Source organism: Paraburkholderia piptadeniae (assembly GCF_900007165.1).
Lineage (GTDB): Bacteria > Pseudomonadota > Gammaproteobacteria > Burkholderiales > Burkholderiaceae > Paraburkholderia > Paraburkholderia piptadeniae.
The window spans coordinates 258,174-284,925 of record NZ_CYGY02000011.1 but is presented as its reverse complement, the minus strand read 5'-3'; the positions used below and the strand labels follow the sequence as shown (position 1 = coordinate 284,925).

23 protein-coding genes are annotated in these 26,752 nt (G+C 61.3%); 14 read left to right on the top strand and 9 right to left on the bottom strand.

Annotated elements, in window-relative coordinates; translation table 11 throughout:
• The first annotated feature begins 436 nt into the window (after window positions 1–436).
• On the top strand, window positions 437–1,330 hold the full coding sequence (locus BN2476_RS05825; protein ID WP_087733171.1) for an SGNH/GDSL hydrolase family protein: 894 nt from the start codon (window positions 437–439) through the stop codon (window positions 1,328–1,330).
• A 194-nt stretch (window positions 1,331–1,524) separates the two neighbouring features.
• Window positions 1,525–2,919 carry an FAD-binding oxidoreductase gene (locus BN2476_RS05820; RefSeq protein WP_087733170.1) on the top strand — a complete coding sequence of 465 codons (1,395 nt, stop codon included), beginning with the start codon at window positions 1,525–1,527 and terminating at the stop codon, window positions 2,917–2,919.
• 39 nt (window positions 2,920–2,958) lie between these two features.
• Here BN2476_RS05820 and BN2476_RS05815 read toward each other — a convergent pair whose 3' ends face one another.
• Both BN2476_RS05815 and BN2476_RS05810 read right to left on the bottom strand, forming a co-directional pair.
• The gene (locus tag BN2476_RS05815) at window positions 2,959–3,393 is read right to left on the bottom strand and encodes a response regulator (protein ID WP_087733169.1); all 435 of its coding nucleotides are present in this window, start codon (window positions 3,391–3,393) and stop codon (window positions 2,959–2,961) included.
• A gap of 112 nt (window positions 3,394–3,505) precedes the next feature.
• Window positions 3,506–3,790, bottom strand: a complete 285-nt coding sequence (locus BN2476_RS05810) for a hypothetical protein (protein ID WP_087733168.1) — start codon at window positions 3,788–3,790, stop codon at window positions 3,506–3,508.
• 545 nt (window positions 3,791–4,335) lie between these two features.
• Between BN2476_RS05810 and BN2476_RS05805 the strand changes: the two genes are divergently transcribed.
• Window positions 4,336–5,028 carry a hypothetical protein gene (locus BN2476_RS05805; RefSeq protein WP_143810905.1) on the top strand — a complete coding sequence of 231 codons (693 nt, stop codon included), beginning with the start codon at window positions 4,336–4,338 and terminating at the stop codon, window positions 5,026–5,028.
• Window positions 5,029–5,160: 132 nt separating this feature from the next.
• On the opposite strand, the gene BN2476_RS05800 is transcribed toward BN2476_RS05805, so the two are convergent.
• Complete coding sequence (locus BN2476_RS05800; RefSeq protein WP_087733166.1) at window positions 5,161–5,487, bottom strand: DUF4148 domain-containing protein; 327 nt, start codon at window positions 5,485–5,487, stop codon at window positions 5,161–5,163.
• A gap of 351 nt (window positions 5,488–5,838) precedes the next feature.
• Here BN2476_RS05800 and BN2476_RS05795 point away from each other — a divergent pair, with 351 nt between their 5' ends.
• The 4 genes from BN2476_RS05795 (at window position 5,839) to BN2476_RS45350 (ending at window position 12,117) form a co-directional block, all read left to right on the top strand.
• Window positions 5,839–9,036: an efflux RND transporter permease subunit gene (locus tag BN2476_RS05795; protein ID WP_087733225.1), complete on the top strand. Its 3,198-nt coding sequence runs from the start codon at window positions 5,839–5,841 to the stop codon at window positions 9,034–9,036.
• Window positions 9,037–9,045: 9 nt separating this feature from the next.
• Window positions 9,046–10,320, top strand: a complete 1,275-nt coding sequence (locus tag BN2476_RS05790) for an efflux RND transporter periplasmic adaptor subunit (protein ID WP_087733165.1) — start codon at window positions 9,046–9,048, stop codon at window positions 10,318–10,320.
• Between the two features lie 14 nt (window positions 10,321–10,334).
• Window positions 10,335–11,795, top strand: a complete 1,461-nt coding sequence (locus tag BN2476_RS05785) for an efflux transporter outer membrane subunit (RefSeq protein ID WP_087733224.1) — start codon at window positions 10,335–10,337, stop codon at window positions 11,793–11,795.
• 118 nt (window positions 11,796–11,913) lie between these two features.
• Window positions 11,914–12,117 carry a hypothetical protein gene (locus BN2476_RS45350; protein ID WP_143810904.1) on the top strand — a complete coding sequence of 68 codons (204 nt, stop codon included), beginning with the start codon at window positions 11,914–11,916 and terminating at the stop codon, window positions 12,115–12,117.
• Between the two features lie 99 nt (window positions 12,118–12,216).
• On the opposite strand, the gene BN2476_RS05775 is transcribed toward BN2476_RS45350, so the two are convergent.
• The gene (locus tag BN2476_RS05775) at window positions 12,217–13,158 is read right to left on the bottom strand and encodes a LysR family transcriptional regulator (protein ID WP_087733163.1); all 942 of its coding nucleotides are present in this window, start codon (window positions 13,156–13,158) and stop codon (window positions 12,217–12,219) included.
• A gap of 223 nt (window positions 13,159–13,381) precedes the next feature.
• Window positions 13,382–13,798: a MarR family winged helix-turn-helix transcriptional regulator gene (locus tag BN2476_RS05770; protein WP_087733223.1), complete on the bottom strand. Its 417-nt coding sequence runs from the start codon at window positions 13,796–13,798 to the stop codon at window positions 13,382–13,384.
• A 271-nt stretch (window positions 13,799–14,069) separates the two neighbouring features.
• On the opposite strand from BN2476_RS05770, the gene BN2476_RS05765 reads away from it, so the two are divergent.
• From BN2476_RS05765 to BN2476_RS05750, 4 genes are all read left to right on the top strand, one after another.
• Window positions 14,070–14,909 carry a MipA/OmpV family protein gene (locus BN2476_RS05765; protein WP_087733222.1) on the top strand — a complete coding sequence of 280 codons (840 nt, stop codon included), beginning with the start codon at window positions 14,070–14,072 and terminating at the stop codon, window positions 14,907–14,909.
• 1,024 nt (window positions 14,910–15,933) lie between these two features.
• A complete protein-coding gene (locus tag BN2476_RS05760) occupies window positions 15,934–17,289 on the top strand; it encodes a replication initiation protein (RefSeq protein WP_235850709.1) in 1,356 nt (451 codons plus the stop codon).
• 84 nt (window positions 17,290–17,373) lie between these two features.
• A complete protein-coding gene (locus BN2476_RS05755) occupies window positions 17,374–18,525 on the top strand; it encodes a ParA family protein (RefSeq protein ID WP_087733162.1) in 1,152 nt (383 codons plus the stop codon).
• 11 nt (window positions 18,526–18,536) lie between these two features.
• Window positions 18,537–19,505 carry a ParB/RepB/Spo0J family partition protein gene (locus BN2476_RS05750; protein WP_087733161.1) on the top strand — a complete coding sequence of 323 codons (969 nt, stop codon included), beginning with the start codon at window positions 18,537–18,539 and terminating at the stop codon, window positions 19,503–19,505.
• Between the two features lie 2,122 nt (window positions 19,506–21,627).
• Here the strand turns inward: BN2476_RS05750 and BN2476_RS05740 are convergent.
• Window positions 21,628–22,056, bottom strand: coding sequence for a DUF3293 domain-containing protein (locus BN2476_RS05740; RefSeq protein ID WP_087733159.1), 429 nt, complete (start codon window positions 22,054–22,056; stop codon window positions 21,628–21,630).
• 256 nt (window positions 22,057–22,312) lie between these two features.
• Between BN2476_RS05740 and BN2476_RS05735 the strand changes: the two genes are divergently transcribed.
• Window positions 22,313–23,593, top strand: coding sequence for a DUF445 domain-containing protein (locus BN2476_RS05735; protein WP_087733158.1), 1,281 nt, complete (start codon window positions 22,313–22,315; stop codon window positions 23,591–23,593).
• A gap of 13 nt (window positions 23,594–23,606) precedes the next feature.
• Here BN2476_RS05735 and BN2476_RS05730 read toward each other — a convergent pair whose 3' ends face one another.
• The gene (locus BN2476_RS05730; RefSeq protein WP_087733157.1) at window positions 23,607–23,927 is read right to left on the bottom strand and encodes a hypothetical protein; all 321 of its coding nucleotides are present in this window, start codon (window positions 23,925–23,927) and stop codon (window positions 23,607–23,609) included.
• A 113-nt stretch (window positions 23,928–24,040) separates the two neighbouring features.
• Between BN2476_RS05730 and BN2476_RS05725 the strand changes: the two genes are divergently transcribed.
• Window positions 24,041–24,556, top strand: a complete 516-nt coding sequence (locus BN2476_RS05725) for an MOSC domain-containing protein (protein WP_087733156.1) — start codon at window positions 24,041–24,043, stop codon at window positions 24,554–24,556.
• A 73-nt stretch (window positions 24,557–24,629) separates the two neighbouring features.
• Here BN2476_RS05725 and msrB read toward each other — a convergent pair whose 3' ends face one another.
• A complete protein-coding gene (gene msrB / locus BN2476_RS05720; RefSeq protein WP_087733155.1) occupies window positions 24,630–25,082 on the bottom strand; it encodes a peptide-methionine (R)-S-oxide reductase MsrB in 453 nt (150 codons plus the stop codon).
• A gap of 283 nt (window positions 25,083–25,365) precedes the next feature.
• Between msrB and BN2476_RS05715 the strand changes: the two genes are divergently transcribed.
• Window positions 25,366–26,073: a DNA-3-methyladenine glycosylase I gene (locus BN2476_RS05715; protein WP_087733154.1), complete on the top strand. Its 708-nt coding sequence runs from the start codon at window positions 25,366–25,368 to the stop codon at window positions 26,071–26,073.
• A 50-nt stretch (window positions 26,074–26,123) separates the two neighbouring features.
• On the opposite strand, the gene BN2476_RS05710 is transcribed toward BN2476_RS05715, so the two are convergent.
• A complete protein-coding gene (locus tag BN2476_RS05710; RefSeq protein WP_087733153.1) occupies window positions 26,124–26,564 on the bottom strand; it encodes a zinc-finger-containing protein in 441 nt (146 codons plus the stop codon).
• Between the last annotated feature and the right edge of the window lie 188 nt (window positions 26,565–26,752).

Genomic DNA, 26,752 nt, shown 5'->3' with positions numbered 1-26,752 from the left:
TCATCGAGCACCCACATCTGTCGGCTCTTAGTTTTTAAAGAACATCGCTAAAAGCTGCTGCTTTTTCGCGTCCCCGTCGTTTGGAGAGGCCGAATTATGCGGATCGCCATTCACCGCGTCAAGCACTTCCGCAAATAATTTTTTCCGGGCCAGAATAAGCGGTCGCGCGCATATAGCAATTGCACCTGTCAAGAGGCACTCACGAATTCCTTTGCGCTCTTCATGCGTGCAACGCCATTACACGATTGGCACGTCGTTTCGTCAGCTCACAGGCATCCGGCTATTAGGGCACGCTTACCACGCGGTTGTTTAACGAACCTCCGTTGACTAGTCTTTTGGCACACACTCGATGAACAGAGGCGCACAAGCTGCGCGATCTGAAAACCGGTTGTCGAGTGTCTGTCACTGCCGATACGACGAGATATCGAGGGCCATCGTGAGCACACATGACGCCACAGAGAACAACGTCTACAGCGAAGCACAGCGCAGAATCGAAGAAGATCTGAAACGACGCGCAAAGGAAAATCAGGTGCTTGTCGACGAAATAAGGCAACAGCGCAGACAGCTGTCACGAGGCCTTACTCCGTTGATCATCGTGGCCGACGGCGACTCGTGGTTCGACTACCCGCTTCCGTTGATCGGTCATACGGACGTTGCGGATAGCCTGAAAAACCAGGCAACACCGACACCCGCGATGATGAAGCTCGCCCATTACGGCGACGCAACGACGACCCTGATGGGCGTAACCAAACGTCAGCGACTGATCGACTACATCAGTGAGCCGGCCCACGGCCCGATCGACGTTCTCATGTTCTCAGGCGGAGGCAACGATCTGGTTGGCGACCAGTTTCGCTTCTGGCTGGAGAATGCAGCGGACGTGAATAACGACCCGACGCAAGGCGTCAATAACGAACTCTTGCGCGACATACTGGGCGTCATCAACGGCGCTTATCTCGAGTTGATACGAATACGAAACCGGTATGCCAGCGACGCGACCATACTGCTTCACGCGTACGACTTCGCGATTCCGACCGGCATTGGCGCATGTCCGTTTGCAGGCCCGTGGCTTCGACCTTCTCTGGTGGAGCAAGGTTGGCCCGATGTCGAGCAAGGTCGGCAAATTGTGAGGGCCATTCTCGAGGCCTTTAAAAGCAGGTTGAAAGACCTGTGCGCGACCAACGAAAACGTCGTGCTCGTCGAAACGCAAGGCACGCTGTCGTCCAATGACTGGGCAAATGAACTTCATCCCACGCCGGATGGATTTGGCAAAATCGCAGCCCGATTCCGTTCGACACTGCAGAGCATCCCCAAATTCAAGAACAGAATCTGATATCCGCTTGCCCGGCTTCACGCGCACGCATGCGCTTCTGCCACGCATGGTGCCGCATCATTTTTTATCATGTCTTGCATGCGGATTAATCGATTGCGCGAAGTCGGCCAGTCGGCAATAGTGGACCTCTGCCGTCGACGTGCGCGTTCGCGCGTCAGCATCTGGCCCGACCCGGCCGCCTCTGGAGCGTTCAAGTGGAATCGCGGAATCAAGCCAACATCCTCGCCGCATTGATAAAGGAACTGGGAACCGACATCGTGACACCGGGCATCGACGTCGCGCCGCGCTACTTCACAGGCTACGGCGAAGCACCCGGCAGCCGCCCTCTGGCGCTCGGGCGTCCTCGCTCGGTCGACGAGGTGTCGCGCATCATGCGGCTCTGTCATCGCATCGGCGTCTCAGTGGTGCCGCAAGGGGGCATGACGGGTCTCGCGGGCGGTGCAGTCCCGCTGGGTGGCGAGATCGTGCTGTCGATGGAGCGCTGCAGCGGCATCGAAGAAATCGACGCGGCGGCCAGCACCGTCACCGTCAAGGCTGGAACCGTGCTGGAGACGGTACAGGAAGCGGTACGCGCCGCAGGCTTCGAGTTGGGGTACGACCTCGGCGCGCGCGGCTCGTGCCAGATCGGCGGCAATCTCGCGACCAACGCCGGTGGGAGCCGTGCAATCCGCTTCGGTGTCGTGCGCGATCAGGTTCTCGGACTCGAAGCAGTACTCGCCGACGGAACGATCGTCAGCTCGCTCAACAAGATGCTCAAGAACAACACCGGCTACGACTGGAAGCACCTGTTGATCGGCAGCGAAGGCACGCTCGGTGTGATCACCCGCGCGGTGCTCAAGCTCTATCCCGAGCGTCCGTCGGCTTCGACGTGCCTGTGCGTGGCGCCGGACTATCAGTCGGTGGTCGCGCTCTGGCAGCAGGTCCGCGCGCAATTGCCCGATGCCAGCAGCTTCGAAGTGATGTGGTCGGACTTCTATCGCTACGTGTCGGCGAATACGCCTGGTGTGCGGGCGCCTTTGCCGGCCCAGCAGGCCTTCTACGTGCTGATCGAATGCGCGACGGCCGTCCACGACGCGACGACGAGCGCCGCGCGCCTCGAAAGCTACCTCGGCGCCTGGCTCGAAGCGGGTCTCGTCAGCGACGCCGTCCTCGCCTCTTCGTTGCAGCAGGCACAAGAGCTATGGCTCATCCGCGAAGGCCTCGCGATCGACGAGCTGCCCAATCTGATCAACTACGACGTGAGCCTCCCCATCGGTCTCATCGGCGAGTTTGCCGAGCGCTGCGAGAAGGCGCTGATCTCGCGCTGGCCGCAGGTTGTCAGCCTTTTCTTTGGACATCTCGGCGACAGCAACGTGCACATCGGCGTATCTATCGCGGAGCTGCCCGGGGAAGGCGTGCATGCAGTCGATGTCGTCGTATACGACGTCGTGAGCGCGATGGGAGGCTCGGTCTCTGCCGAACACGGAATCGGTACGCACAAGAAGCCGTTTCTCGGCTATTCGCGCTCCCCGGCTGAACTCGCATTGATGCGCACGCTCAAGGCTGCGCTCGATCCCAAAGGCATACTCAATCCGGGAAAAGTGCTGTGAGCGCCTTCGCTGATGAATACGACACGTAGGCCGTTTCAATCAGCCGTCTGTTTTGCGCATCGATCTTTCCGCAGGCGCATTGCGGTGAAGGCGTGCTTCGCCCAAACCGCGATACACGCGCTCGGTACTGAAACGCAGACGATGCATCGTTTCGAACAGGGCCGCCAGGTTCAGCGGCTTGCGAAAGTAGCCGTCGTAGCGGACGAACGCAGGCGGCGTCAGCTCGCCCGATACGAGGATGAAAATGGCGTCGGCGATCGTCGCGTCGTCGCGCAAGCGCTCGCACAACACGCCGCCCGACATGCGGGGCATGCGCAGATCGGCAATGACGTAATCGACGGTCGAGGCATACAGCAATTCGAGCGCCTCGACGCCGTCGGCGGCCGTCAGTACCTCATAGCCCGCCTGCAGAAAGGCGCTCGCCCATGCATCGAGCGTAGACGGCTCGTCGTCGACGAGAAGGGCGCGTTCCATCACAGCAGGCTCCGCGAACACGGAAAGATTCAATCATATGAACAAAGCCCGATCTGTTCAAGGAACGTTCGGGTCACAGAGCGCGAGTCATCGCAATCTGTGACCTCGCCCGTCAACCGCCGTGATACATCGGATCGAGGGTATCCGACGGGTCGCGATGGCCCGACTGCGACCTCGTGAATTCGTCGCCGCCGACGTCGCCCTGGTTCTGATCGCCCACGCCGCTTTGGTCGTGTTTCGTCGTCCTGGTGCGAACCGTTTGTGCGTGGTGAGAGACGGGCGCATGGGCTGCGGGGTAGTCGGAGGATGACGCCGATCCATAACCGCCCGCGAAGGACGGAACAGCCAGCGTCGAAGCGCACGCAATCAGCAGCACAGCGAGGGATTTCGCTTTCATGACGACTCCAATAAGCTTGTTGAACATCCGGATGCACCTGGTGCAGGTGCATTGCGCGCGCCATGTTCGACGTTGATGAGACGATCGGCGCGCCAACAAAGAGGCTCGAACGAACAACTCGCTTTTCGGAATCCGATCGATATTGCCGACGCCGCAGCGGCAGCACGAAACCGGTCGTCGTTGCGCCCGCATCCACAATTGCACGGCTTATGCCAATGCCGGGATGCGTATCGTCTAAACGATCCTGAGCGCTTGAATTTAAAGGACATCACCGCAGTTGGAGCCGCTTCCATGCGCTGTTGATGACGGCCCGGTGTCTGACGATAGCCAACGTTTGTCGATCGGCCGTACGCGTGCATCCAACAGACGAAAGCGCGCCCGTCACGTCAACAAGTCGATGCAGGTCTATCGCTGCGTTGCTGTCCGACCGCGACTAATCATTGTCGGACCTGGCACCGCAAGCGCCGCCCACTCACACCTACCATTGAAGGGAAACCACGCCGCGTAGATCAGATCAATGCTCACATTCTCACGGGATGGCCAGCATGATCAGTCAGACAAAAAGCCTTGCCCTAACGGGGCTGCTGATCGGCGGCGCCGTCGTGGCGGCGTGGCTGATCGATCCCGACAGGCATCATCCCTCTGACATGAAAACGGCGGCGGCTGCCAGCGCGCGCGACAACACTTACCTGCCACTTCACGACGCAACCGCTGACCCAGATGCAATCTCGCTCGAACGCCCGCTCGATCCGCGCTTTGCGCCCACATTGCAAGCGGCGCGCGACAGCCTGGGCCGTCACGACCGCGCATCCGCGAAAGTGCTCGTGGACGCGATACTGATGCTGGACAAGAACAATCCGCAGGCACTGGCGCTTCAGCGCGAATTGCAATCGCACGATGCCGCGCCCGCCGATAACAATAAAGCCGTCGCGGTGGTAGCCGATGCGCAACCCGCCGCGCAGGCCAGCGCAAAGGCCGCAAAGAAGACGCCGGCCCCGCACCGCCATCGCCCAAAGACATCACGAGCGAATCCCGCAACGACGCCCGATGACATGAATCCGGTTCTCGGCGTGCCACCCATTCTCGGCGAAACGGTCGAGTCACCCGCGACGGCGGCCGCCGAGCAGGTCAGTACGGGAGCCGAACGAACAAGCGAGCACATGAAGCCGGCGCACACCGGCTCGCAAGGATCGGATGGCACAACGGGTGAAGCCGCGCACAGCGGCGACGATCAGTGAACGTGCAGCGACGCTGACGATCAGTCGCGATAGTCCGCCCCGCCTTTGTTTTCCTCTCGGTCCTTGCAGCGGGATGCCGGTGCGGACTTCCTCAAGACATGCGGCGAGCGTATTCCGCTCGCCGCATCGCGGTCACTGCCCGCCGAAGAAAATCGACTTTGGATGTCCGTCGGTCGTGTTGGGCGCGCCCATCTGCATCGAGCCATTCGGCGCTACGCCGCCGACGGCCGTCCGCTCCATCGGCTGCTGCTCGCCTGTCGATGCTTTCGCTTCGGCTGCCTGGATATCGGCAGGATAAGTTGCTTCGTCGCCGCCCGGACGATAGCCCGCTTGTTCGACGCGTTGCAGATCTTCACGCACCTGAGCGCGCGTGACGGGTGCCTGCTCAGCCTGAGCAAAGGAAAGTGCCGGCGCAGCCAGCGCGCACGAAACGATTACAGCCTGAATCAGTGCTTTCATGATGGTTCACCTGCATGTGAGTCGTTGACCAGCGCCACCTTCTTCATGAAGGCGGCCCCAATGCCCTTCGCCGCAGATTCGCGTGGTTCGTCTCTTGTCGGTTTCGGTTCGCAAAGGGTTAACGCCATTGTGCGCAATGAGTGCTGACCTAAGCCTGTCTCTCACATGACAAATGCGTCATCTACTCAATGGGCATGCGTCAGGGCCCATCAATCGCCGCACAAGATGTCGGATTTGTAATGTGCCAGTCACTAATGGGTAAGTGCGCCGCCGCCACACTGCGACCCCATGACATGTCCGCGCGTGAACCGCGCATGCGCATGCCGACAGATCATCGTCCAAGGAAACGTCATGTGGATCGTCAAGCTGGCCCTGCGGCGGCCCTACACTTTTGTCGTGCTGGCTGTGCTGCTCTTCATCGTCGGGCCGCTCGCGATCCTTCGCACGCCAACCGATATCTTTCCGAACATCGACATTCCCGTCGTCAGCATCGTCTGGACGTACAACGGCTTTTCCGCCGAAGACATGGCGCATCGGATCACGTCGAATTACGAGCGCGCGCTCACGAGTGACGTCGACGATATCGAGCACATCGAGTCGCAATCGCTTAATGGCGTATCGGTAGTGAAGGTGTTCTTTCATCCGGGCGCCGACATCAATCGTGCGATCGCCGAAGCCGCATCGAACTCCGCGTCGATCCTGCGCATCCTGCCGCCAGGCACGCTGCCGCCGAACATCATCACGTATAACGCGTCGACGGTGCCCGTGCTGCAACTCGGTCTTTCGAGCCAGACGTTGCCCGAACAGACGCTCTACGATCTCGGCAACAGCTTCATCCGCACGCAGCTCGCGACCGTTCAGGGCGCTGCCGTGCCGCTGCCGTACGGCGGCAAGATCCGCCAGATCATGGTGCAGCTCGATCCGAAGGCGCTGCAAGCGAAAGGCCTTGCGCCCAGCGACGTCGTCAATGCCGTCAACGCACAGAACCTGATCCTGCCGGGCGGCACCGCGAAGATCGGCTCGCGCGAATACAACGTCGAGATGAACGGCAGCACCGACACGGTCGCCGCGCTCAACGATCTGCCCATCAAGACGGTGAACGGCAGCGTGGTCTATGTTCGCGATGTCGCGCATGTGATCGACGGCTACGCGCCGCAGACGAATATCGTGCGCAGCGACGGCAAGCGCGCAGCGCTCTTGCAGGTGGAAAAGACGGGTAGCGCATCGACGCTCACGATCATCCAGCAGGTCAAGTCGATGCTGCCGAAGATCGCGGCGGGCCTGCCGGGCGCGCTGCACATCACGCCGCTTTCCGATCAATCCGTGTTCGTAAAGTCCGCGATTTCGGGCGTCGTGCGCGAGGCGCTGATCGCCGCGTGCCTGACTGCCGCGATGATCCTGCTCTTTCTCGGCAGCTGGCGCGCGACGCTGATCATCGCCGTGTCGATTCCGCTTGCCGTGCTCACGTCGCTGATCGCGCTGTCGGCGCTCGGGCAAACGATCAACATCATGACGCTCGGCGGACTGGCGCTCGCGGTCGGCATTCTCGTCGACGACGCGACCGTGGCAATCGAAAACATCACGCATCACCTCGAAAAAGGCGAGCCGCTGCACGACGCGATACTGAACGGGTCCGGCGAAATCGCCGTGCCGACGTTCGTGTCGACACTCGCGATCTGCATCGTGTTCGTGCCGATGTTTCTGCTCTCGGGCGTCGCGCGTTATCTGTTCGTGCCGATGGCGGAAGCCGTCGTGTTTGCGATGTGCGCGTCGTACTTCTTCTCGCGCACGCTCGTTCCGACGCTCGCGATGTACCTGATGCGCGCGCCTTCGAAGAACGGCGATGCCGCGCACGGCCGCCTTGCGATCTTCGCGCGCTTTCAGGCCCGCTTCGAACACCGCTTCGAAGCGTTGCGCAACAACTATCGCCGCGTCTTGCAACGCGCGATTGCGAGCCGCCGCCGCTTCATTCCCGTCTATCTCGCGCTGTGCGTGGGATCGCTCGCGTTGATTCCGTTCGCGGGCCGCGACTTCTTTCCTGCTGTCGATACGGGCGAAATCCGTCTGCATCTGCGCGCGCCGACGGGCACGCGCATCGAACAGACGGCGCGCATCACCGATGAAGTCGAAGCGAAGATTCGCACGGTGATCCCGCAGTCGGAGCAGGCAGCCGTGCTCGATAACATCGGCGTGCCCGTGAGCGGCATCAACCTGACCTACGACTCGTCGGACCCTATCGGCCCCGAAGACGCCGACATCATGGTGACGCTCAAGTCCGATCACAAGCCGACCGCGCAATACGTCGCGCAGTTGCGCAACGTGCTGACTTCATCGTTTCCGGGCGTCACGTTCGCGTTCCTGCCCGCCGACATCGTCAGCCAGATCCTGAACTTCGGCCTGCCCGCGCCCATCGACGTGCAGATCGTCGGCAACAAGCTCGCTCAGAATCGCGTCGTCGCGGACAAGCTGCTCGCGCAGATGCGCAGCGTACGCGGTCTCGTCGACGCGCGCATCCAGCAGCCCGGCGACGAACCGACCATCGACGTCGACGTCGATCGCACGAAGGCCATGCAAGCGGGGCTCACGCAGAAGGACGTCGCGCAGAATCTGCTGATCGCGCTGTCCGGCAGCTCGCAGACCACGCCGAATTTCTGGCTCGATCCGAAGAACGGCGTCAGCTATCCGTTGATGGCCGAAGTGCCGCAGTACGACATTCATTCGCTGCAAACGCTCGCCAACATTCCGCTCACGACGAACCAGGTCAGCGTCAATCCGCAGAATCAGCTGGGCACGCTCGGCACGATGTCGCGCAGCTCGCAACAGGCCGTCGTGTCGCACTACAACGTGCAGCCCGTGCTCGACATTTTCGCGTCGACGCAAGGGCGCGATCTGGGCGGCGTCGCCGCGGATGTGACGAAGCTCGTCGATGCGGCGCGCGCCCAGTTGCCGCCCGGCTCGTCGATCGTGATTCGCGGACAGGTGCAGTCGATGAACGAGTCGTTTGCCGGCCTCGGCGCGGGTCTCGTGTTCGCGATCGCGCTCGTCTATCTGCTGATGGTCGTGAATTTCCAGTCGTGGCTCGATCCGCTCATCATCGTCAGCGGCTTGCCGGGGTCGCTCGCGGGCATCGCGTGGATGCTGTTCGCCACGCATACGACGCTCAGCGTTCCTGCGTTGACGGGCACGATCCTGTGTATCGGCATCGCGACGGCCAACAGCATTCTCGTCATCAACACCGCGCGCGATTCGCTCGCCGCCGGCATGGAGCCGCTCGCCGCCGCGCTCGACGCGGGCTTCAACCGCTTTCGCCCCGTGCTCATGACGGCGCTCGCGATGCTGATCGGCATGCTGCCGATGGCGCTCGGCCTCGGCGACGGCGGCGAACAGAATGCGCCGCTCGGCCGCGCGGTGATCGGCGGCCTCGCAATCGGCACGCTGTCGACGCTGATGTTCGTGCCCGTCGTCTTCGGGATGGTGCATGCGTGGCTCGCGAAGCGCCGCGCCCGCGCCGACGCGAAGTGCGCCGACGTGACCACACACGCTCAATAAGGACATACCATGACCCCGCCCAATCTGCCGACGGAGCGCGAACCGTCCAACGGCACGGACCTCGCGCTCACCGATCCTGCCGGTACGCAGCGACGCGCCACCGCCAGCAGGCGCGCGCGTTTCATCTTGCCGATCGCGCTCGCGGCCATTGCCGCCGCGCTGCTCGCGATCGGCATCGTGCCGCGCCTGCACGCGAGCACGGCGCTAACGGATCAGGTGAACGCGCAGCGCTATTTGACCGTCGATGCAGTGACGCCGAAGCGCGCGCCAGCATCGCAAGAACTGCTGTTGCCGGGCTCCGTGATGCCCTACGCCGACGCGTCGATCTACGCGCGCACGAGCGGCTATATCCAGCACTGGGATGCGGACATCGGCGCGAAGGTGAAGGCGGGGCAAACGCTCGCGGACATCCAGACGCCCGAGCTCGACGCGCAGCTTCAACAGGCGCGCGCCGACGAAGCGAACGCAAGGGCGGACTACCGCTTTGCGAACAGCACCGCGCAGCGCTGGCAGACGATGCTGCAAACGCAGTCGGTCTCGCAGCAGGACGCCGATGCGAAGACGAGCGACAGCGCGGCGAAGCTCGCCGCTTGGCAGGCTGCGCAGGCGAATGTCGCGCGGCTCTCCGAACTGGTGTCGTACGAGAAAGTGACGGTACCTTTCGACGGCGTGATCACCGCGCGCAACGTGAACGTCGGCGCGCTGGTGACGGCAGGCGGATCGCCGGGTCTTGCGGCCAACGCGGGCGAGCTCTTTCATATCGAGCAGACGGACCGCTTGCGCGTCTACATCGACGTGCCACAAAACGACGCAAGCAGCGTGTCGCCGGGAACGAAGGTCTATCTGACAACGCAGCAATATCCCGGCCGTCGCTTCGACGCGACCGTCGCGCGCAGCGCCGATTCGATCGATCCGGTGAGCCGCACGTTGCGCGTCGAAGTGGACGTCGACAACCGCGATGGCGCGTTGCTTCCGGGCGCGTATGCGCAGGTTCATCTCGCGCTGCAAACGGCGCATCCGGCGCTCGAACTGCCCGTGAGCGCCCTGCTCTTCCGGCCCGATGGCGTCACGGTCGCCGTGGTCGGCAACGACGACAAGGTGCAGTTGAAAGCGGTGACGATCCGCCGCGATTTCGGCACTTACGTCGAAGTCGCGACGGGGCTCGAAGCAAGCGACCGCGTGATCGACAATCCCGGCGACGCGATCAGCGGCGGCGAAACCGTACGTGTCTCGACGACGCCGATCACATCGACGGCGGCTGCGAAGCCCGCACAGCACGGTTGAGCGCGAGGCTGATCATGTTCAATGTCCGCGCATCGTTTTTCCGCAAGGCACTCGTCATCGGCATCGCATGCGCGTTGAGCGCGTGCTCGACCTTGCCGCATTATTCGCAGCCGCAAACGGCCGTGCCCGATCACTATGCAAGCACGCCGCAAGCTGCGTCCGGCTGGACCGTTGCCGCGCCCGCCGACGCGCAGCCGCGCGGCCCATGGTGGACGCTTTACGGCGACGACGAACTGAATCGGCTCGAAGCACAGGTCGACGTGTCGAATCAGACCGTGCACAAGGCCGTCGCGCAACTGCAAGCGGCGCGCGCAATGGTCGACTATCAGCGCGCGGGCTACGCGCCTGTCGTCACGGCGGGCGCGGCGCAATCGCGGGCGCGCACATCGCAGAACGTAGTAGGCAAGTCGCTCGCGGGCAAGACGGTGCCCGACTATTCGGTCGGTGTCGCGGCAAGCTGGGAGCCCGATCTGTTCGGCCGCGTGAAGGATGCGACCGTCAATGCGCGCGACAGCGCGCAGGCGAGCGAAGCGGATCTGCAATCGGTGCGGCTGTCGGTCGCCACCGATCTCGCGATCGACTATTTCGACCTGCGCTCGCTCGACCGCCAGAAGAAGCTGCTCGACGATACCTTGACGGCCTACGCCGCCGCGCTGCGGATCGTGCAGCAGCAGTTGAAGGACGGAGCGATCGACGCGTCCGCCGTCGCGCAGGCGCAAACGCAGCTCGAAAGCACGCGCACGCAGGACAGCGATATCGACGTGCAACGCGCGAAGCTTCAGCACGCGATTGCGACGCTGATCGGCAAGCCCGCTTTGTCATTTGCGTTGCCTCCGAATGTGGAAAACGTCCCGTTGCCGCAAATTCCAACGGGCGTGCCGTCGCAACTGCTCGAACGCCGCCCCGATATCGCTGCCGCCGAGCGGCGCGTCGCCGCGGCGAATGCGCAGATCGGCGAGGCGCATGCGGCGTTCTATCCGGATTTGACGCTGTCGGCGGCGGCCGGGCTTGAAAGCACGTACTTCGCGCCATGGTTCACCGCGCCGAGTCTTTTCTGGTCGCTCGGCGCGCAAATCGCGGGGACGCTGTTCGACGGCGGGCGCCGCACGGCCGTCCTGAAGAACGCGACCGCGCAATATGACGGCGCCGTCGCCGATTACCGGCAAAGGGTGCTGGTCGCGTTCCAGCAGGTCGAAGACAACCTGTCCGCGCTCGATACGCTCGCGAACGAAGCGGACAGCCAGCAACGCGCGACATCGGCGGCCGAGCTTTCGCTGAAGCTGACGACCAACCGCTATCAGGCGGGTGCCGTCAGCTATCTCGACGTCGTCGCCGCGCAGACCATCGCGCTCACCAACGAGCGCACAGCGGATGAGATCGACGCGCGGCGAGTCGACGCAAGTGTGCGGTTGCTGAAGGCGCTCGGCGGCGGATGGGATCGCGCGACGTTGACGGATGCGCGAGCGTCTGAATGATGAAGCGCCGTGCTTGCGTGCTGCGCGCAACTTCAGCCGCCGCGTTGCCGACAACGGGGGACGGTTGATCGAAACAGCGGATGGCTCGATCGCCGCGGGCGAAAGAGCGATGTGGCGTATGGCACCGTCTGCGATTGAGATTTCGGCGCATGAGCCGTATGCCGGTACGATCGACGTCACCGAATCGCGTCATGGCGATTTGTACGCAGTGGCCGATATCGGCGCGATGCGCTTCGACATCGCATTCGACGACGCGCGTGCGTGTGGTCCCGAACATGGGGTCGCGTGTTTTTCGATTGATCCGCGTGACATCACGGTGTAGTCGAGCGAGCGGCGCTCGGTGCAGCGGGAAAGGGAACTGCCGTCTTCGGCTTCATCTTCGTCGCCGGCGTAGATTTGGCCGCGCTTCCCTTCCGTTTTGTTATGCGCCCTCTTCCAGCGCGATATCGTCGTGCCTGACGGGCGCCGTGAATGAATCGGAGGCGAACTGCGCGACAAGAAAATCGACAAGTGCACGCACGTTCGGCGCGAGATTGCGACGGCTACCGTACGCAATCGACAGCCCCGTCGAAGGCAAGCTCGTGTCCGGCAACACCTGTATGAGCGTACGGCCGTCGATGTCCTCCGCAACGATCGACGCCGGCAGCAGCGCGATGCCCATCCCCTCGAGCGCCATGCGCCGCAGCATGTCGCTGCTGTTCGCGCGGATGTGCGTGGCGCGCGGCGCGTTTGCGTCGAGCCATTGGCGCGCGGGATCGTGTTCGGCGGCCGGTGCGCCGTCTTCATGCGAAAGCATCACGAGGCGGTCGAGGTCCGCCAGGTGTCTGATGCGGCCGGCGCTCGCGAGGTAGCGCGGTGAAGCGACGAGCATTGTTTGCGAACGCGCAACCGCGCGCACCACGACTGACCCGGGATGCGGATAGTAGTCGCTCGTCAGCGCTGCGTCGAAGCGCCCTTCCACCAGACTGATGGGACCGTCTGCATAAATCACCTGCGGCACGACGAGCGGATAGCGGACTGTGTACGCGCCCAACAGTTTCGCAAGGTACCCCGCGCCGACCGTGCCTTGCACCGCGACGCGCAGCGTGCCCGACGGCACGCCTGTCGCGGCCAGCAGCCCGCCCTCGACGTCGTCGATATCCGCGACGATCGAACGCACGCGGTCCAGAAACAGGCGGCCCGCTTCCGTGAGCGTGACACTGCGCGTCGTCCGTTGCAGCAGGCGCGCGTCCAGACGCTCTTCGAGCGAAGCCACGCTGCGCGTCGCGACCGCGCTGGATACGTTCATCCGGTCCGCCGCGCCCGTAAAGCTGCCAAGCTCCGCGACCTTCACAAACATCCTGAGTGACTGCAGATAGTCCATCGTTGCCGCTTCTGTGAAGTCGTTTGCCCTGAGGAAAACGGGAGTCAGAAATCCAATGCTGGACTGTACAAAGGTAAGGCACGCGGATAAAGCGCCTGCGATTGAATTGACTGTTCAGGCCGCTCATACAATTTCATGCGCTGAAATATCGGCGGGACGCTGAAGTTCCGCGCGGCTAGCTACTTGATTAGCAAGACAACTGTTTGTCAGCGAAAGCGCTTCGTCATCTGAGGGCTTTGCGTATCTTGCGCATGCCCGTCACCGTGGTTTCGACCACATCCGGTCCGATCCGGGCGCGCAGGCGCCTCGCGAGACATGCGCTGGCGTCGGCGATCGATTTTTCTAGCGCCTTGCCCGAGCGCGTCGGATAAATGCCCCATTCGCGCCCATCGGATGTGCCCTGCCGGCGCTCGACCAACTTCTTTTCGGAAAGGCTGTCGACAAGGCGCGTCGCCGTAGGTCGCGCAATGCCCAGTTTGTTGGCGATTTCACTGCCGAGACATCCCGGCGACGCCAGCACGACGCGCAAGACGAAACCCTGCGCGGGCGTCAGTCCAAATTCCGCATAGACGGGTGCCCATTCCCGCTCGACGAGACGGGCCAGCGCGGACGCATTGAAGTAAAGGCATTGGTCGAACATGGCAATCATTCGATCATGATTCGATTAGCAAGACAACTATATAGTGGCGTTGAGGAGCCTCGCCGGATGATCTGTCGAATGGTGGGCGACTTCCGTTCCCGCGACGCGCGCGCCCATGCAGTAACTCAAGGCCAGGGACGGCGCGACGTTTTGACAGGCAGGCGCGGCGTTTGCTCCTTCCGCATAACCTCCACTTGTCGTAAATTGGGGGCGTTGTGTGTAGCAGCAATGAGTCGCATCCCCGAACTCGCAACCCGTGATGTTCGCCGACATGACAAAGTTACCCGTCTACGCCAGCCTCGCTTATATGATCTGCGGTGCGCCCGCCGCGTACGCGCAAACGCCGTCGCCGCTTGGCGAGTGGCAATATTCCGCAGGCATTCCGCTCGAAAAGATGTACCAGCCAAGCCGGCCCAACTGGGAAGTAAGGCTCGGTCTCGGTTCGACTCTCGAGCCTCGATACGATGGATCGGACCGCTATCACACGCTGGTCGGCCCGAGCATCGACATCCGGTACAAGGATCTCGCCTTCCTGTCGACGGGAGAAGGCGTGGGCGTCAACGTGCTGCAAGGGTACAACTGGCGCGTCAGCATTGCGGCCGTCTACGACCTGGGCCGGCGTGCGCACGATGACCCGTCGCGGCTCGACGGACTCGGCAACATCAATCCCGCGCCCGAAGTCAAGCTGGCCGGGGAGTACGTGATCTCCAAGGAATTTCCTCTCGTTTTTCGCGGCACCGTGACGCGGAGTTTTGGCGGCTCGAACGGATGGGTCGCCGACCTGGGCGCGTACATGCCGATGCCGGGTAGTTCGGAAAATTTCTTCTGGTTTGCGGGGCCATCCGTCACGTTCGCCGATTCGAAGTATATGAATAGCTGGTTCGGCGTAAATGCCGCGCAGGCGGCTGCCTCTCAATACGCACAGTACAACGCGAGCGCGGGATTGAAATCGGCGGGATTCGGCGTGACGCTGATCTGGTTCGTCGACAAGCATTGGTTCGTCACCGCTGACGGCGCGATCAAGCGGCTACTCGGCAGCGCGGCGGGCAGCCCGATTACGCAGTCGAAAACCAATGGCGTGTGCGACGTGTCGATTAATTACGAATTTTGATGTGAATGATGATGCGGGTTGGTTTTGAGGCGAGCGTCGGCGGTTTTTCCTGGTGATCCTTACCATTTGCGGAATTAGCGCGATTTGAGCGCTTAACGAGCTTTTTGCCGAAGCAGTTGAGTACGGGGTAGCGGCTGTTTGTCACATGTATGTTCTTTTGTTCACCGAGAGCAGGTGCAATCTAACCGGAACGCGCGTGATGACGATTGAGCAAGGGTAGCTGGATTTTCGGTGATCTATTTACGGTAAATACAGTACGTTGACCAATGTCCCCATTTGGGGCGGTGAATTTTCACGGCACGGGTGCGGAGAAATCACGATTACGCAGTTGTCCCCATCTAGGGTGGCAACAGGAGCGAGGTTGCGCAAATCGCGTGGCTTTCGCGGTCGAAGATGCGTTGCAACTGGCTGATTCATGGACGTTTTTGAGTGAGATCGTCCAATGTCCCCGATTGGGGTGGGTCAAGCTGTCCCGCTAATGCAAAGGTCGATTGTCCCCAGTTAGGGTGGCATGCGTCACCGGACTAAGGAATGGGCGACCAGTTATTTACGATAAATACATACATGCAGAAAGCACGCTCGACGAAAAACGAGAAATTCGTTTTTGTGTTCAGAGAGTTAGCGCCGATCTCTCGCGATGTTTCGAGCTTCTGGGAGATGGATCTAATGTCCCTCGCCGTGGTTGAGATTGGCAATTTCTGAATCGAAGCAGCAGCAGATCCTGACGAGTTGTCCCCGACTAGGGTGTCTTGAGGTTTGTATACCGTTTGGTAAACAACGTTTAGACCGTTTACACAGCTAGAACCCTTACCAGACAAGGGTTCGGGGGACTTTATGTCTCCGTTTGGGGTGGCTAGCGTCCCCCGTCGGGGTGTCATTTTCAGCTAAACGTCCCCGTTCGGGGCGTCACATGCCCCCAATCGTGGTGGAATTGTCCCCGTCTGCGGTGGATTCGTGGAAAACGCGCTCGCACCTCCCAAAGCGCGTGGACGAAATCGGGCAAATCGACGGATGCGTGTTTCACATGTCCCAGACGGTGATTGCAAGCTGGGGTCATTTAGCGCACAATCCCGCCATGCCCAAATCTTTGCCGAGTGAGGTTCGTAGCGAGAGCGTCAAAAAGCACGTCGCCGCAATTCATACGAGCGGCGAACTTTCGCTGCTGGAGCGAAAGCTTTCCAACGTGCTGCTGCTGCACTCGTACGACAACCTTCTGACCACGAGAACGCACCGTCTTCCGGTGCGGACGCTCATGCTCGTGCTCGGCTGGACGGAAAGCGAAAATACCGAGAAGTTGCGCGAGGCGTTGCGGCAACTGGCCACCACGGCTGTCGAGTTCAACGTTATGGACGACGGACGGGAGCGCTGGAGCGTGATGCCCATTCTGTCCTTCGCCGAAATCCGCGCGGGCGTGTGCTCGTATCGCTACGACGAAGCGCTCGCCGAAAAACTCTACGATCCGTCGATTTACGCAACCGTCAATCTCGGCGTGCAGCGCAAGTTTTCGAAGTCGCACGCGCTGACGCTCTACGAGAATTGCCTTCGTTTTCAGAAGGTTGGATCGACTGGCTGGATCGAACTGCCGGTGCTGCGGAAACTTCTCGGCGCGACCCAAGAGTACTACGACGATTTCCGCCGGCTGAACAGCAAGGTCATTCAGAAGGCCGTGAAGGAAATCAACGACGTTTCGGACATCAACGTCGAGGTCGAATATCAACGGCTTGGTCGTTCAGTGACGGGAGTGAAATTTCTCATTCGCCAGGGCGCTCAGCAGTCGCTTCTGACGCCGGAGACCGAAGACGAGTTCGCACACGTACGCGACACCGAAATTTATCGGAAACTTCGCGCGCATGGAATTGGCGACAAGCTCGCGCTCAGCTTCGTCATCGAAGACGAGGAGCGCGCCCGCCTCGTCGTTCAACTCGCTGAAGACAAGGACCGCAAAGGGCAGATCAAGCGGTCGACGGCTGGCTTTATCCGCACCCTGATCGAGAACAAGGCAGACGTTTCCGAGCCAGAATACGAAAAAGAAAAGCGCGAAAAGGCGCAGAAACAGGCTGCTGCGGCCCGCTCCCGGACGCTTGATGCGCGTATCCAGGAATTGCGCATCGATTTCGATCGTCTCCAGTGCGCCGCAGCCGTAAAGGCGTTGACACAGGATGAGAAGCGTACGTTCGCGCGACAGTTCGTCGAGGGCGATGGCGCCAAATACGCGCGCGAGTTCCGGCCCGACAGTCCAGGACTCTTCTCGGGTTCTGTCGGCCGCGTGAATTTCGCGTCCTGGTTGAGAAATCGCGTGCGGCCGGAATTCGACGCTGAAAAGTTTGACGTGTGGCTTACTCAAAATCACCAGGACATTGCGTCGCAACGGAATTCCTGAAAATCGCGTTTTTCCGTTGAATTGATGGCTTTCTGTCGAGCCATCTGATATAAGCTGACTGCATCGTCTCCTGCGGATCAGCTAATGAACATTACCATTCAAGACATCGTCGATCAGGCCGCTCGTGCGACTGACATCGTCTCGCAGGTTCGGGGCCGCATGCTGGCGCCGAACGCCCGCAAGATCCCGCCTGTTTTCAACGCTTCACAACTGGCCGTACTGTGTGAAGTCGACAAGAGTCAAATCACCTATCGCGCGTCGAAGGGCGATCTTCCGCCTGGCACGGTGAATGCCACGGGTTCGCGGCGCGAATTCTCGTTGCCGGAAGCGCGCGAATGGGTTCGGGCCTATCGCAACAATGCGCTGCGTCCGGATAGCGCGCCGGCGATGACCGTAGCGATCGGCAACTTCAAAGGCGGTGTCAGCAAGACGACCACGGCGATGACGCTCGCGCAAGGTCTCAGCTTGCGCGGACACCGCGTTCTCGTGATCGACACTGACCCGCAAGGTTCGCTGACCACGTTGTTCGGAATTCTGCCGGACACAGAGGTCGAAGAAGATTCGACGATCACCGCCCTTGCGACGGGCGATCAAAGCAGCATCGAGTATGCGATCCGCGAGACGTACTGGGACGGGATCGATCTCGTCCCAGCTTCGTCGTCGCTGTTCAACGTGGAATTTATTTTGCCGAGTCGCCAGATGAAGGAGCCGGACTTCGAGTTCTGGAACGTGCTCAACACGAGTCTCGAGCAGGCGCGCAGCAACTACGACGTGATCATCATCGATACGCCGCCCGCGCTGAGTTATGGCACGGTCAACGCATTTATGGCGGCGGACGGCCTGATTGTTCCGACACCGCCGAATGCGCTCGACTTCGCCAGCTCGGCGCAATTCTGGACGCTGTTCAGCGATCTCGCCTCGAATCTGACTGCGGAGACGAACACCGACAAGTCATTCGAGTTCATTCATGTGCTGCTCTCACGGGTCGACCCTGCGGATGCGGCGGCGGGCGTCGTGCGCGAATGGATTTCTGCGACATATGCGGAAAAAGTACTGCCCGTCGAGATTCCGAAGACGGCTGTTACGGCGGCAAGCTCGGCAGAGTTCGGGACCGTGTACGACATCTCGCGATACGACGGCAATGCGAAGACGTATCGCCGGGCGCGGGAGGCGTACGACCGGGTGACCGAAATCGTTGAGCAATCCATTGTGGCCTTTTGGGCAAAGTCGAAATAAGGGAGGGTTAAATGTCGATCAAGGACAGGCTTGCAAAAAAGACTGGTGATCTGATGGTGCCCGCGCCGGCTTCTCCAGAAGGGGGCCGCGGCGCTTCTCCTCGCACGGCGCCCGGTCAGATGCTCGCGTTCCGTAGCGCGATGCGCGAGAGTTCCGATCGCGTTTCGCAGCTGGAGGCGCAGCTGAAAGACTACGACGGAACCGTGCCGATTCGCGCGCTCGACCCGACGACGATTCAGGCGTCTAAATGGGCGAATCGCCAGGACTTCGGCGATGAGAGCTTTGCCGAACTGAAGTCGCTTATTGCGGAAGCGGGCGGCAACACGCAACCGATCAAAGTTCGGCCGGCCGCTGATGGCGATGGGTACGAGATCGTGTTCGGTCATCGGCGCCATCGCGCATGTCTGGAGCTGGAGCTGCCGGTCAATGCGATCGTCGATCGCGAAATCACCGAACAAGGCCAGTTCGTCCAGATGGATCAGGAGAATCGGGCTCGCAAGAACCTGAGTCCGTGGGAACAGGGCGTCTGGTACAAGCGCGCGCTGGATGACAAGTTGTGGCCGTCGCAGAACGCGATGGCGAAGGCGTGCGGGTTGTCGCAAGGGAATATTTCGAGTGCGCTGCTCGTGGCGGAGTTGCCTGATGAGGTCATCGCCGCGTTTCCTTCGCCGCACGATATTCAGTTTCAGGGTGCCCGAAAATTGGCTGGCGCGGTCAAGAAGGCTCGCGATGAGATCGTGCAGCGCGCGATCGAGCTTGCGGAAGATTCGGCGAGAACGGCGCCGGAAGTGTTGGCTGCGCTGTTGGGGGCAACTCGTCCTGCGGCATCCGCTCGGAAGGAAGAGGAAGTCGGCATCGAGCGGAAGGGTGATTTGCTCGTGATCCGGCTTCGTGCCAGTGGCGTTCCGCAAGATCGGGTTGAGGAACTTCGACAGTTGATTACCGGGTTTCTCGAGGACGTGCAGTCGTCGGGGGCTTAAGGGATGTGAAGGTGCCTGTCGTCGTGTGCGGCAGGCGCTGCTGGATTTTTGAAGAATTTTAGGGGGCGGTCCGACTCTGCTCCGATTCCAAGTGGTCTCGTAGTTTTTCCTTGCCTCGGTCGATATCGACCGGCCCTCTCGTAGTACATTTCCCCATTTCTTTCCCACTGCCGTGGGAGTCGCTGCGATCGCAGCTTTCTGCTTGTCCACCGTTCCGGTTTTCAGTCTCATTGCGCGTCACGCCTGTCGCGTCGATCTGCGGTGCGGGAGAGTCGCTTTCTCTGATTGATAATTCGGAGACTGCTGGCCGCCCAAGTGCATTGTGATGTCGGTGGGCCACCGCCACGGTTATTTACGGTAAATAGGATGGTGTCCGTGGCGCTGCGTCGCAACGCGCCAATAACCGGACAGAACGCCAATCTCGGAACTAGGAACATCCCCTCAACGAATCGCCACGCGGTTATTTACGGTAAATAGGTAGAAGCGTGGCAAGCTGACGGCCGTACGGTTCAATGGGCTATTTACCGTAAATAACTGGCCGTGATCGCCAAGAGCCGCTGAGGCACTCGGAGTGAACTCGGCCCCTCCCAATGTGTTTTCGGCCATGCCTGAAGCGGGCGTCAACTTAAAGCGTCAACTCGTACGTGCGACGGGTGCGGAAGCTGAACTGAAGTTAGCCACGAGCGGCGCTTTAGCTACAACGTCTCGGAATGGTTACGAGCGGCCTGAGTTTATCTTCGAAGAAGGAGCGCGTTACTCCTGGCACCATAAGTCGAAACGGGCCGATGAAGCCGAGTTTGGCACGCTCATTATCGATACCCGGCGCCGGTGCTTGTCGACCGAGAGCCGCCACGGCGAACTGGAAGCGCCCGAGCGCAAACATGTCATTCGGCGTGGGCCGGCGCTCCAGCACTCGATCAAATGTGAGCGCGGAACGAGTCATACAAAATGGCGACCCGACTGCGGGGCGTGCATTGTGAGACTACGCGGTGCGGACGTCCGTATGCCTGTGCAGGTCTGTCGATGCCGGAACAAGATTCTGTGCGCGTGATGCGAAGCTCTCCCGCAGATTGGCACGGCGGATCCATGCGACCCTTCAAACCCAAAACACCGATTCGATGTCGACAGCGCTCCGACAAATTTTGACATCTACCCACGCTCACCGACGCGCCGACGAACGACCCGAGATTTCTGAAATTGCCGCTGAGCAAACGAACGGTAGGAGATGCGCGCTGCCGCGTTGGGCGTCGTCTGTGGAGCGCAACAACGGCTGGCGACTCAGAGGTGCTTTGCCGAATGCTTATCAAATCTTCGCACGTGACCGAACATAGCGAGTTGATCTAGCGGATCTGGCGCCGGTTCGCTAGGACATACACGCGAGGCGAAGTACATGCTGGCGTGTGATCCGATCTGCAGCACGCGCGCTAAACGACCACGGTTCCAAAGACAACGCGCGCCACACGAGGCCCTAAACCTGACGATCGAAAAATAGATAACGCACCCGCGCATCGGTCGGACGAGGCAATACCTATGCGCCGAGCACAACCATGCACGAAAGCCGCAGATGGACAGCGCGATCGCACTGAAAGCGCCGCCGATTTACCGAAGAGCTTGCCGCCGGATACCACCACCGAAACGAGACGAATCTTCCGTCGCTATCTCAGGAATAATCAGGTATGCAGACTAATATTCACAAAGAGCCGCACGGCGGTCCCAAGAGCTTTTCAGCCACTACGTACTAGCGGTGGCTTCACCCGTAAGAAGCGCGAACCGAGAAAGCCACGTCGCTGCCGCAACCCTAAAAACACCGCTCACCGATGAAAATCTTTAATCAGCAAGCACTTGCCGCAGAATCCGTGAAACAACCTTAAGAAAACCGTCCAAGCGAAGAAACCATTACAATGCAATGACTTAGCCTCCCGAACACGGTATGTTTCACGACATTTCGGCTCCGGCACGAGATATTTTGCGTCAAATGCCAATTTCGCTGATTTTCCGATGCCAACCCCGCTGATACGTAGTTTTTGATACGTAACCTGTGGTATCTGCTACACACCTCCCGGCAACTCGCCAGCCACGCCTGCTCTCTAGCGAGCGAAAGCGCAGAAATTCCGCACAACGCCTATCGCAACAGCACCAACTGCGGCACCGCATCACCGCCGCACCAGACGACTGCGTTTTGCCCGAACTGCATCCCAAGCGCCTTGGCGTCCTCGACCGACACGCCTAGCACCAGAAAACTCGGCTCGCCGGGCCAGCCGTTGGACGGGTGCCGGCCAATGGCATCGACAAACGTCAATCCACGCTGCGAGAGCTCGCGGGCGAGCGCATGCTGCCGGCCGACGTTGGCCGCATCGTCGAGCGTCTGACTGAACGGATTGCACGCAGTGATGAACGCGCTGCTCCGCACGGCATGCGCGTCGTGAATGGCAGCCAGCGACGCGTTGGATTCGCCGATCTTCAGCGTCGCCGGCATGGAACCGTGTACGCAATAGTGCGTTTCCAGATAGGCCACGATCGTCGCGCGAGGAATCTGCGAGTGGGAAAACAAACAACCTCCGCTGAATGAGAGTCGACGCCGCGTTGCACCGCAGACCCACATCCGCTATCGCAACCCACCTTGCGCGGGCGGGAAGGGTGGGCACGGGCGTCGACCGGTGCGTGATGAGGCGGCAGTACAGCACGGCGGTTAATCTAGTGTCAACGCGCCGAGGACCCGGCGCCGACGGTGGCGATTCAGTCAACGCCCCGCGAGCGCGAATATCTGCTGCGTCCCGAATACCAATGAACCGACACAAGCCAGTCCAATGAACAAGGTATCCGAACTCAAACATGCGAAGCGTCGCGCGACGCTTTTGCTTTTGGTCGCCACAGCCGTCTTCGTTACGACCGCGTTCATGCGCGCGAGCATGTGGGTCGACGGCATCAAGGCCGTGGCGGAAGCGGCGATGGTCGGCGCGCTGGCCGACTGGTTCGCCGTCGTCGCGTTGTTCCGGCGCGTGCCGATTCCAGGCGTGGCCGCGCACACGGCAATCATTCCGCAGAACAAGGACAAGATCGCCGACAATCTCGCGCTCTTCGTGCGCGAGAAGTTTCTGGATGAATCGTCGATTGTCGGTTTGATCCGCAAGCACGATCCGGCGCACAGCATCACGAACTGGCTATGTGTCGATGCGAATACGCAGCGCCTCGGCGACTACGTGGTGAAGCTGACGACCGGGATACTCGAACTGTTCGACGACGCGCGCATCCAGCGTTTCATCAAGGACGCGCTCGACGCGATGCTCGACAGAATCGATCTGTCGAAGGCGACGGGCGCGATTCTCGATACGTTGACGCGCGATGGCCGGCACCAGCAATTGCTCGATGACGGCATCGGGCATCTGATGACGCTGCTTCGCGAGCCGGGTGTCCGTGCGTTCATCGCGGAGCAGATCGTCGACTGGTTCAAGCGCGAGTATCCAACGCTGGAAAAGCTGATGCCGTCGGAGTGGCTCGGCGAAAGCGGCGCGAACGTCGTCGCGCAGGCGGTGAACAACATGCTGCTGCGCGTGAGCGAAGACCCCGAGCACAAATTGCGCCGCAAGTTCGACGAAGCGGCGGCACGCCTGATCGTGAAGCTCAAGTCCGATCCCGTCTTTCTGCAGAAGGGCGAGGAGATCAAAAGCTATGTGAAGGACAGCGAGCATCTCGCGCTGTACGTCCGCGACCTGTGGGGCCAGTTGCGCGACTGGCTGCGCGTCGATCTCGAGCGCGGCGATTCCGTGCTGCACACGAAAGTGGCCGCGATGGGGCAATGGATCGGCCGCGAGCTTGCGAACGACGAAGCGTTGCGCCGTTCGCTGAACCAGCATATGGAAGAAGCTGCCCGCGCGATGGCGCCGGATTTCGCCGGCTATCTGACGCGCCACATCAGCGACACCGTGAAGAACTGGGATTCGCGCGACATGTCGGAGCAGATCGAATTGAACATCGGCAAGGACCTGCAATACATCCGCATCAACGGGACGATCGTGGGCGGCTGCATCGGTCTGCTGCTCTATGCGAGCTCGCAGATTTTCGCGCTCGTGCGTCTGCACGCGTGGTAATGCGTGCGCGGCGTTACTGCGCGCTCGCCGGCTTCTTCTGTTGCGCGCATTCCTGCGTGAAGAGCATGCTCGCCTGGTCCGGCGTCATCGCTGCGCCGCTGTAGACCCGATCGATCACCTTATCGACCGCCTGACGATCCGACGCGTCCTTGTAGTATTTCTGCGCCTGGTCCAGTGCCTGCGCCCTGGTCTTCTTGTGCAGGCGCCATGAGGCGACCTGACCGGCGATATCGCCGATCGCGAAACACTGATCGGCGACCGTCTGCGCGAATGCCTGCATCGACGGTTGCGCGAGGCCGACGGCGAGCGCCGCCGTGAGTACTGCTCGTTTCATTTCCGGGTCCTGTTATCCGATGGGCGATAGTATAAAGACGGGTGGAGGGGCGATGCACTGTGGCGCACGCCCCGCTGATCCATATCGTCTTCACCCGCACTCGCAGGTTGCCCATGCCGATCAATCCCTCGTCGCCGCTCGCCAGGCTTATCAACGGTCCGATCCGTCCCGGCAGGATCGTCTGGATAGGTCTGCGCACGCGGCGAAAAGTCGCGATGACGGTTGTCGAAACGGCGCTGATAGACGCAGACGCGGGCCTCGTCGGCGATCACTACGCGAGCTGCGGCGGCGAACGGCAGGTCACGCTGATTCAGGCCGAGAGTCTGCGGAGCATCGCGAGTCATCTGGCGCGCAGCGATGTTGCCGCGAGCGACCTGCGGCGCAACATCGTGACGGAAGGCATCAACCTGCTAGCGCTGAAAGACCGGCAATTCCGGATCGGCGGCGCCGTGCTGCAAGCGACGGGCGAGTGCCATCCGTGTTCCCGCATGGAAGACGTGCTGGGTGCAGGCGGCTATAACGCCGTGCGCGGATTCGGCGGCATTACGGCGCGCGTCGTGAAAGGCGGACAAATCCGGATCGGCGATGGGATCGAAGCGCTGCCCGTAGCGTCGCACGCGGCGGGCTAGCGCCGCCGCGATATACGTCCTCGCTGCGCGCGACAGCGGCTTGGACCGCCGGGCCGCTGTCGCGCGATGTCACTTACTTCTTCGTGTTGTCGAAGAGGCTGCGGTATTGCCCGTAACCTTCCTCTTCGAGACGCGATACAGGAATGAAGCGCAGCGACGCGGAGTTGATGCAGTAGCGCAGCCCGCCCGTTTCGCTCGGACCGTCCGGAAAAACGTGGCCCAGGTGACTATCGCCATGTTTGGAGCGCACTTCCGTGCGGATCATTCCGTGACTCGTGTCGCGCAATTCGACGACGTGTTCGTCCTCGAGCGGCCTTGTGAAGCTCGGCCAGCCGCAGCCGCTGTCGAATTTATCGAGCGACGTGAAAAGCGGCTCGCCCGACACGACATCGACATACAAGCCCACTTCCTTGCTGTCCCAGAACTCGTTGTAAAAGGGGCGCTCCGTCCCGCTCTCCTGCGTCACGCGACGCTGCTCAGGCGTGAGACGGTCCAATGCTTCCGGAGTTTTTGTGTACGCGGGCATGTGTGAATCTCTCCTTGATTTGCGGGGCAGCGCCGCTTGCGTCTGCCGCTTTCGACGGGCGTGAGGGCTTGAAGGGGCCAGCTTGCCGGCACGTCCGGCGACGGCCACTCGCAGTCGTATATATGGGCACTGCCGATACGCTCAAGCATACGCAAATGTCAGCGTGCTTGCAGTGGGCGCATCATTCACCGCCGCTATCCTTGCCGTCGATAGAAGAGCGATACGACAATAGGCGCGCGTCGGCGCAAAGGACGCGCATCGAGCAAAACTCACCGATTCGAGCATGAAGAAAACCCGCCCTGCCGCAAAGCCCGAAACGAAATCCACCGCGAAGCCCGCCGTCAAAAAGGCGCGTGTTGCCGCAAAGAAGGCCGCGCGTCCGAAGAAGCCACAGCCGCTCGACGCAGTCATCGGTGCCGATGGCCTCGCGCGTCCGCCGTGGGCCGCGGTCGATTCGCTGCTCAAGCATTACTACGACACCGAGTGGGGCATGCCTGTGCGGGACGAGCGCGGACTGTTCGAACGGTTGAGCCTGGAGGCATTCCAGTCCGGGCTTTCGTGGGCAACGATTCTGCGCAAGCGCGAGGCATTCCGGGAGGCATTCGGCAACTTCGATCCCGACGTGGTGGCCGCATTCGACGAGAACGACGTCGAGCGATTGATGGCCGACGAGCGGATCATCCGCAACCGCGCGAAGATTCTGGCGACGATCACGAACGCCGCAGCGACTGTCCGCTTGCGCGAAGAGGGCGGACTCGCCGCGCTGATCTGGTCGTTCCAGCCGCACGCGACACCCGCCCCGCGCACGATCGCCGACATTCCCACGACATCGGCCGAATCCGTCGCGTTGAGCAAGGCATTGCGCAAGCGCGGCTTCGTCTTCGTCGGACCGACGACGATGCATGCGTTGATGGAAGCGACAGGCATCATCGACACGCATCTCGTCGACAGCCATCGGCGCGGCACCTCAGGCGTCTGGCCGCGCGATTGAGCGCCGCGTGCGCGACATCGCGATTCGGGATCGCGCAAAGGCCAACGCAATCAGTTGCCGCGTCGCGCGGCCATGAACGCGTCGACAAAGCGAAGCGCCTGCTCGCATTGATCGAGGGTGAGCATGTGAATCGAATTGGGCAGCGGATCGAAGCCGAGTTCCGTCGCGACCCAGCGGATCGCTTTCGCGCGCGCTTCGAATGCATTGACGCCATCGCGCCGCACCTTGCCGGCGACGAGCGGTTCGAGCGCATCGTGCAAACGGCTCTTCGCGTCGCGCAGCGCGGCGTCGGCGAGCCGTCCGAGCGGCACGTGACGCGTGCTGCGCGCGTGAATGCCGATCCACGCCTGGCACGGCGCGCAGATCCACACAGGGCCGTGATCGTCGCGATACGGATAGCTTTCGTCGCCTGCGCGCGCGAGCACGGCTTTCGCCCCGCAGTAATCGCATAACGGTTGCGGCAGCGCCTTCACGGGTTTGCCTACGCGCATGGCAACGCCTCGGTCGGTTTCACTGGCTTCATACAAAGGTTCGCCCGATGGCCGAAGCGCACGGGCCGGACAAAAGCACTAGCTTACCGAAACATATCAAACGAGGGCACGGCTCGCCCAACCCATTGCCCTCGCGCGTCTCGCGCCTTCATATGAGCTTGACTAAACTGCACGGCAGCACGGCAGCA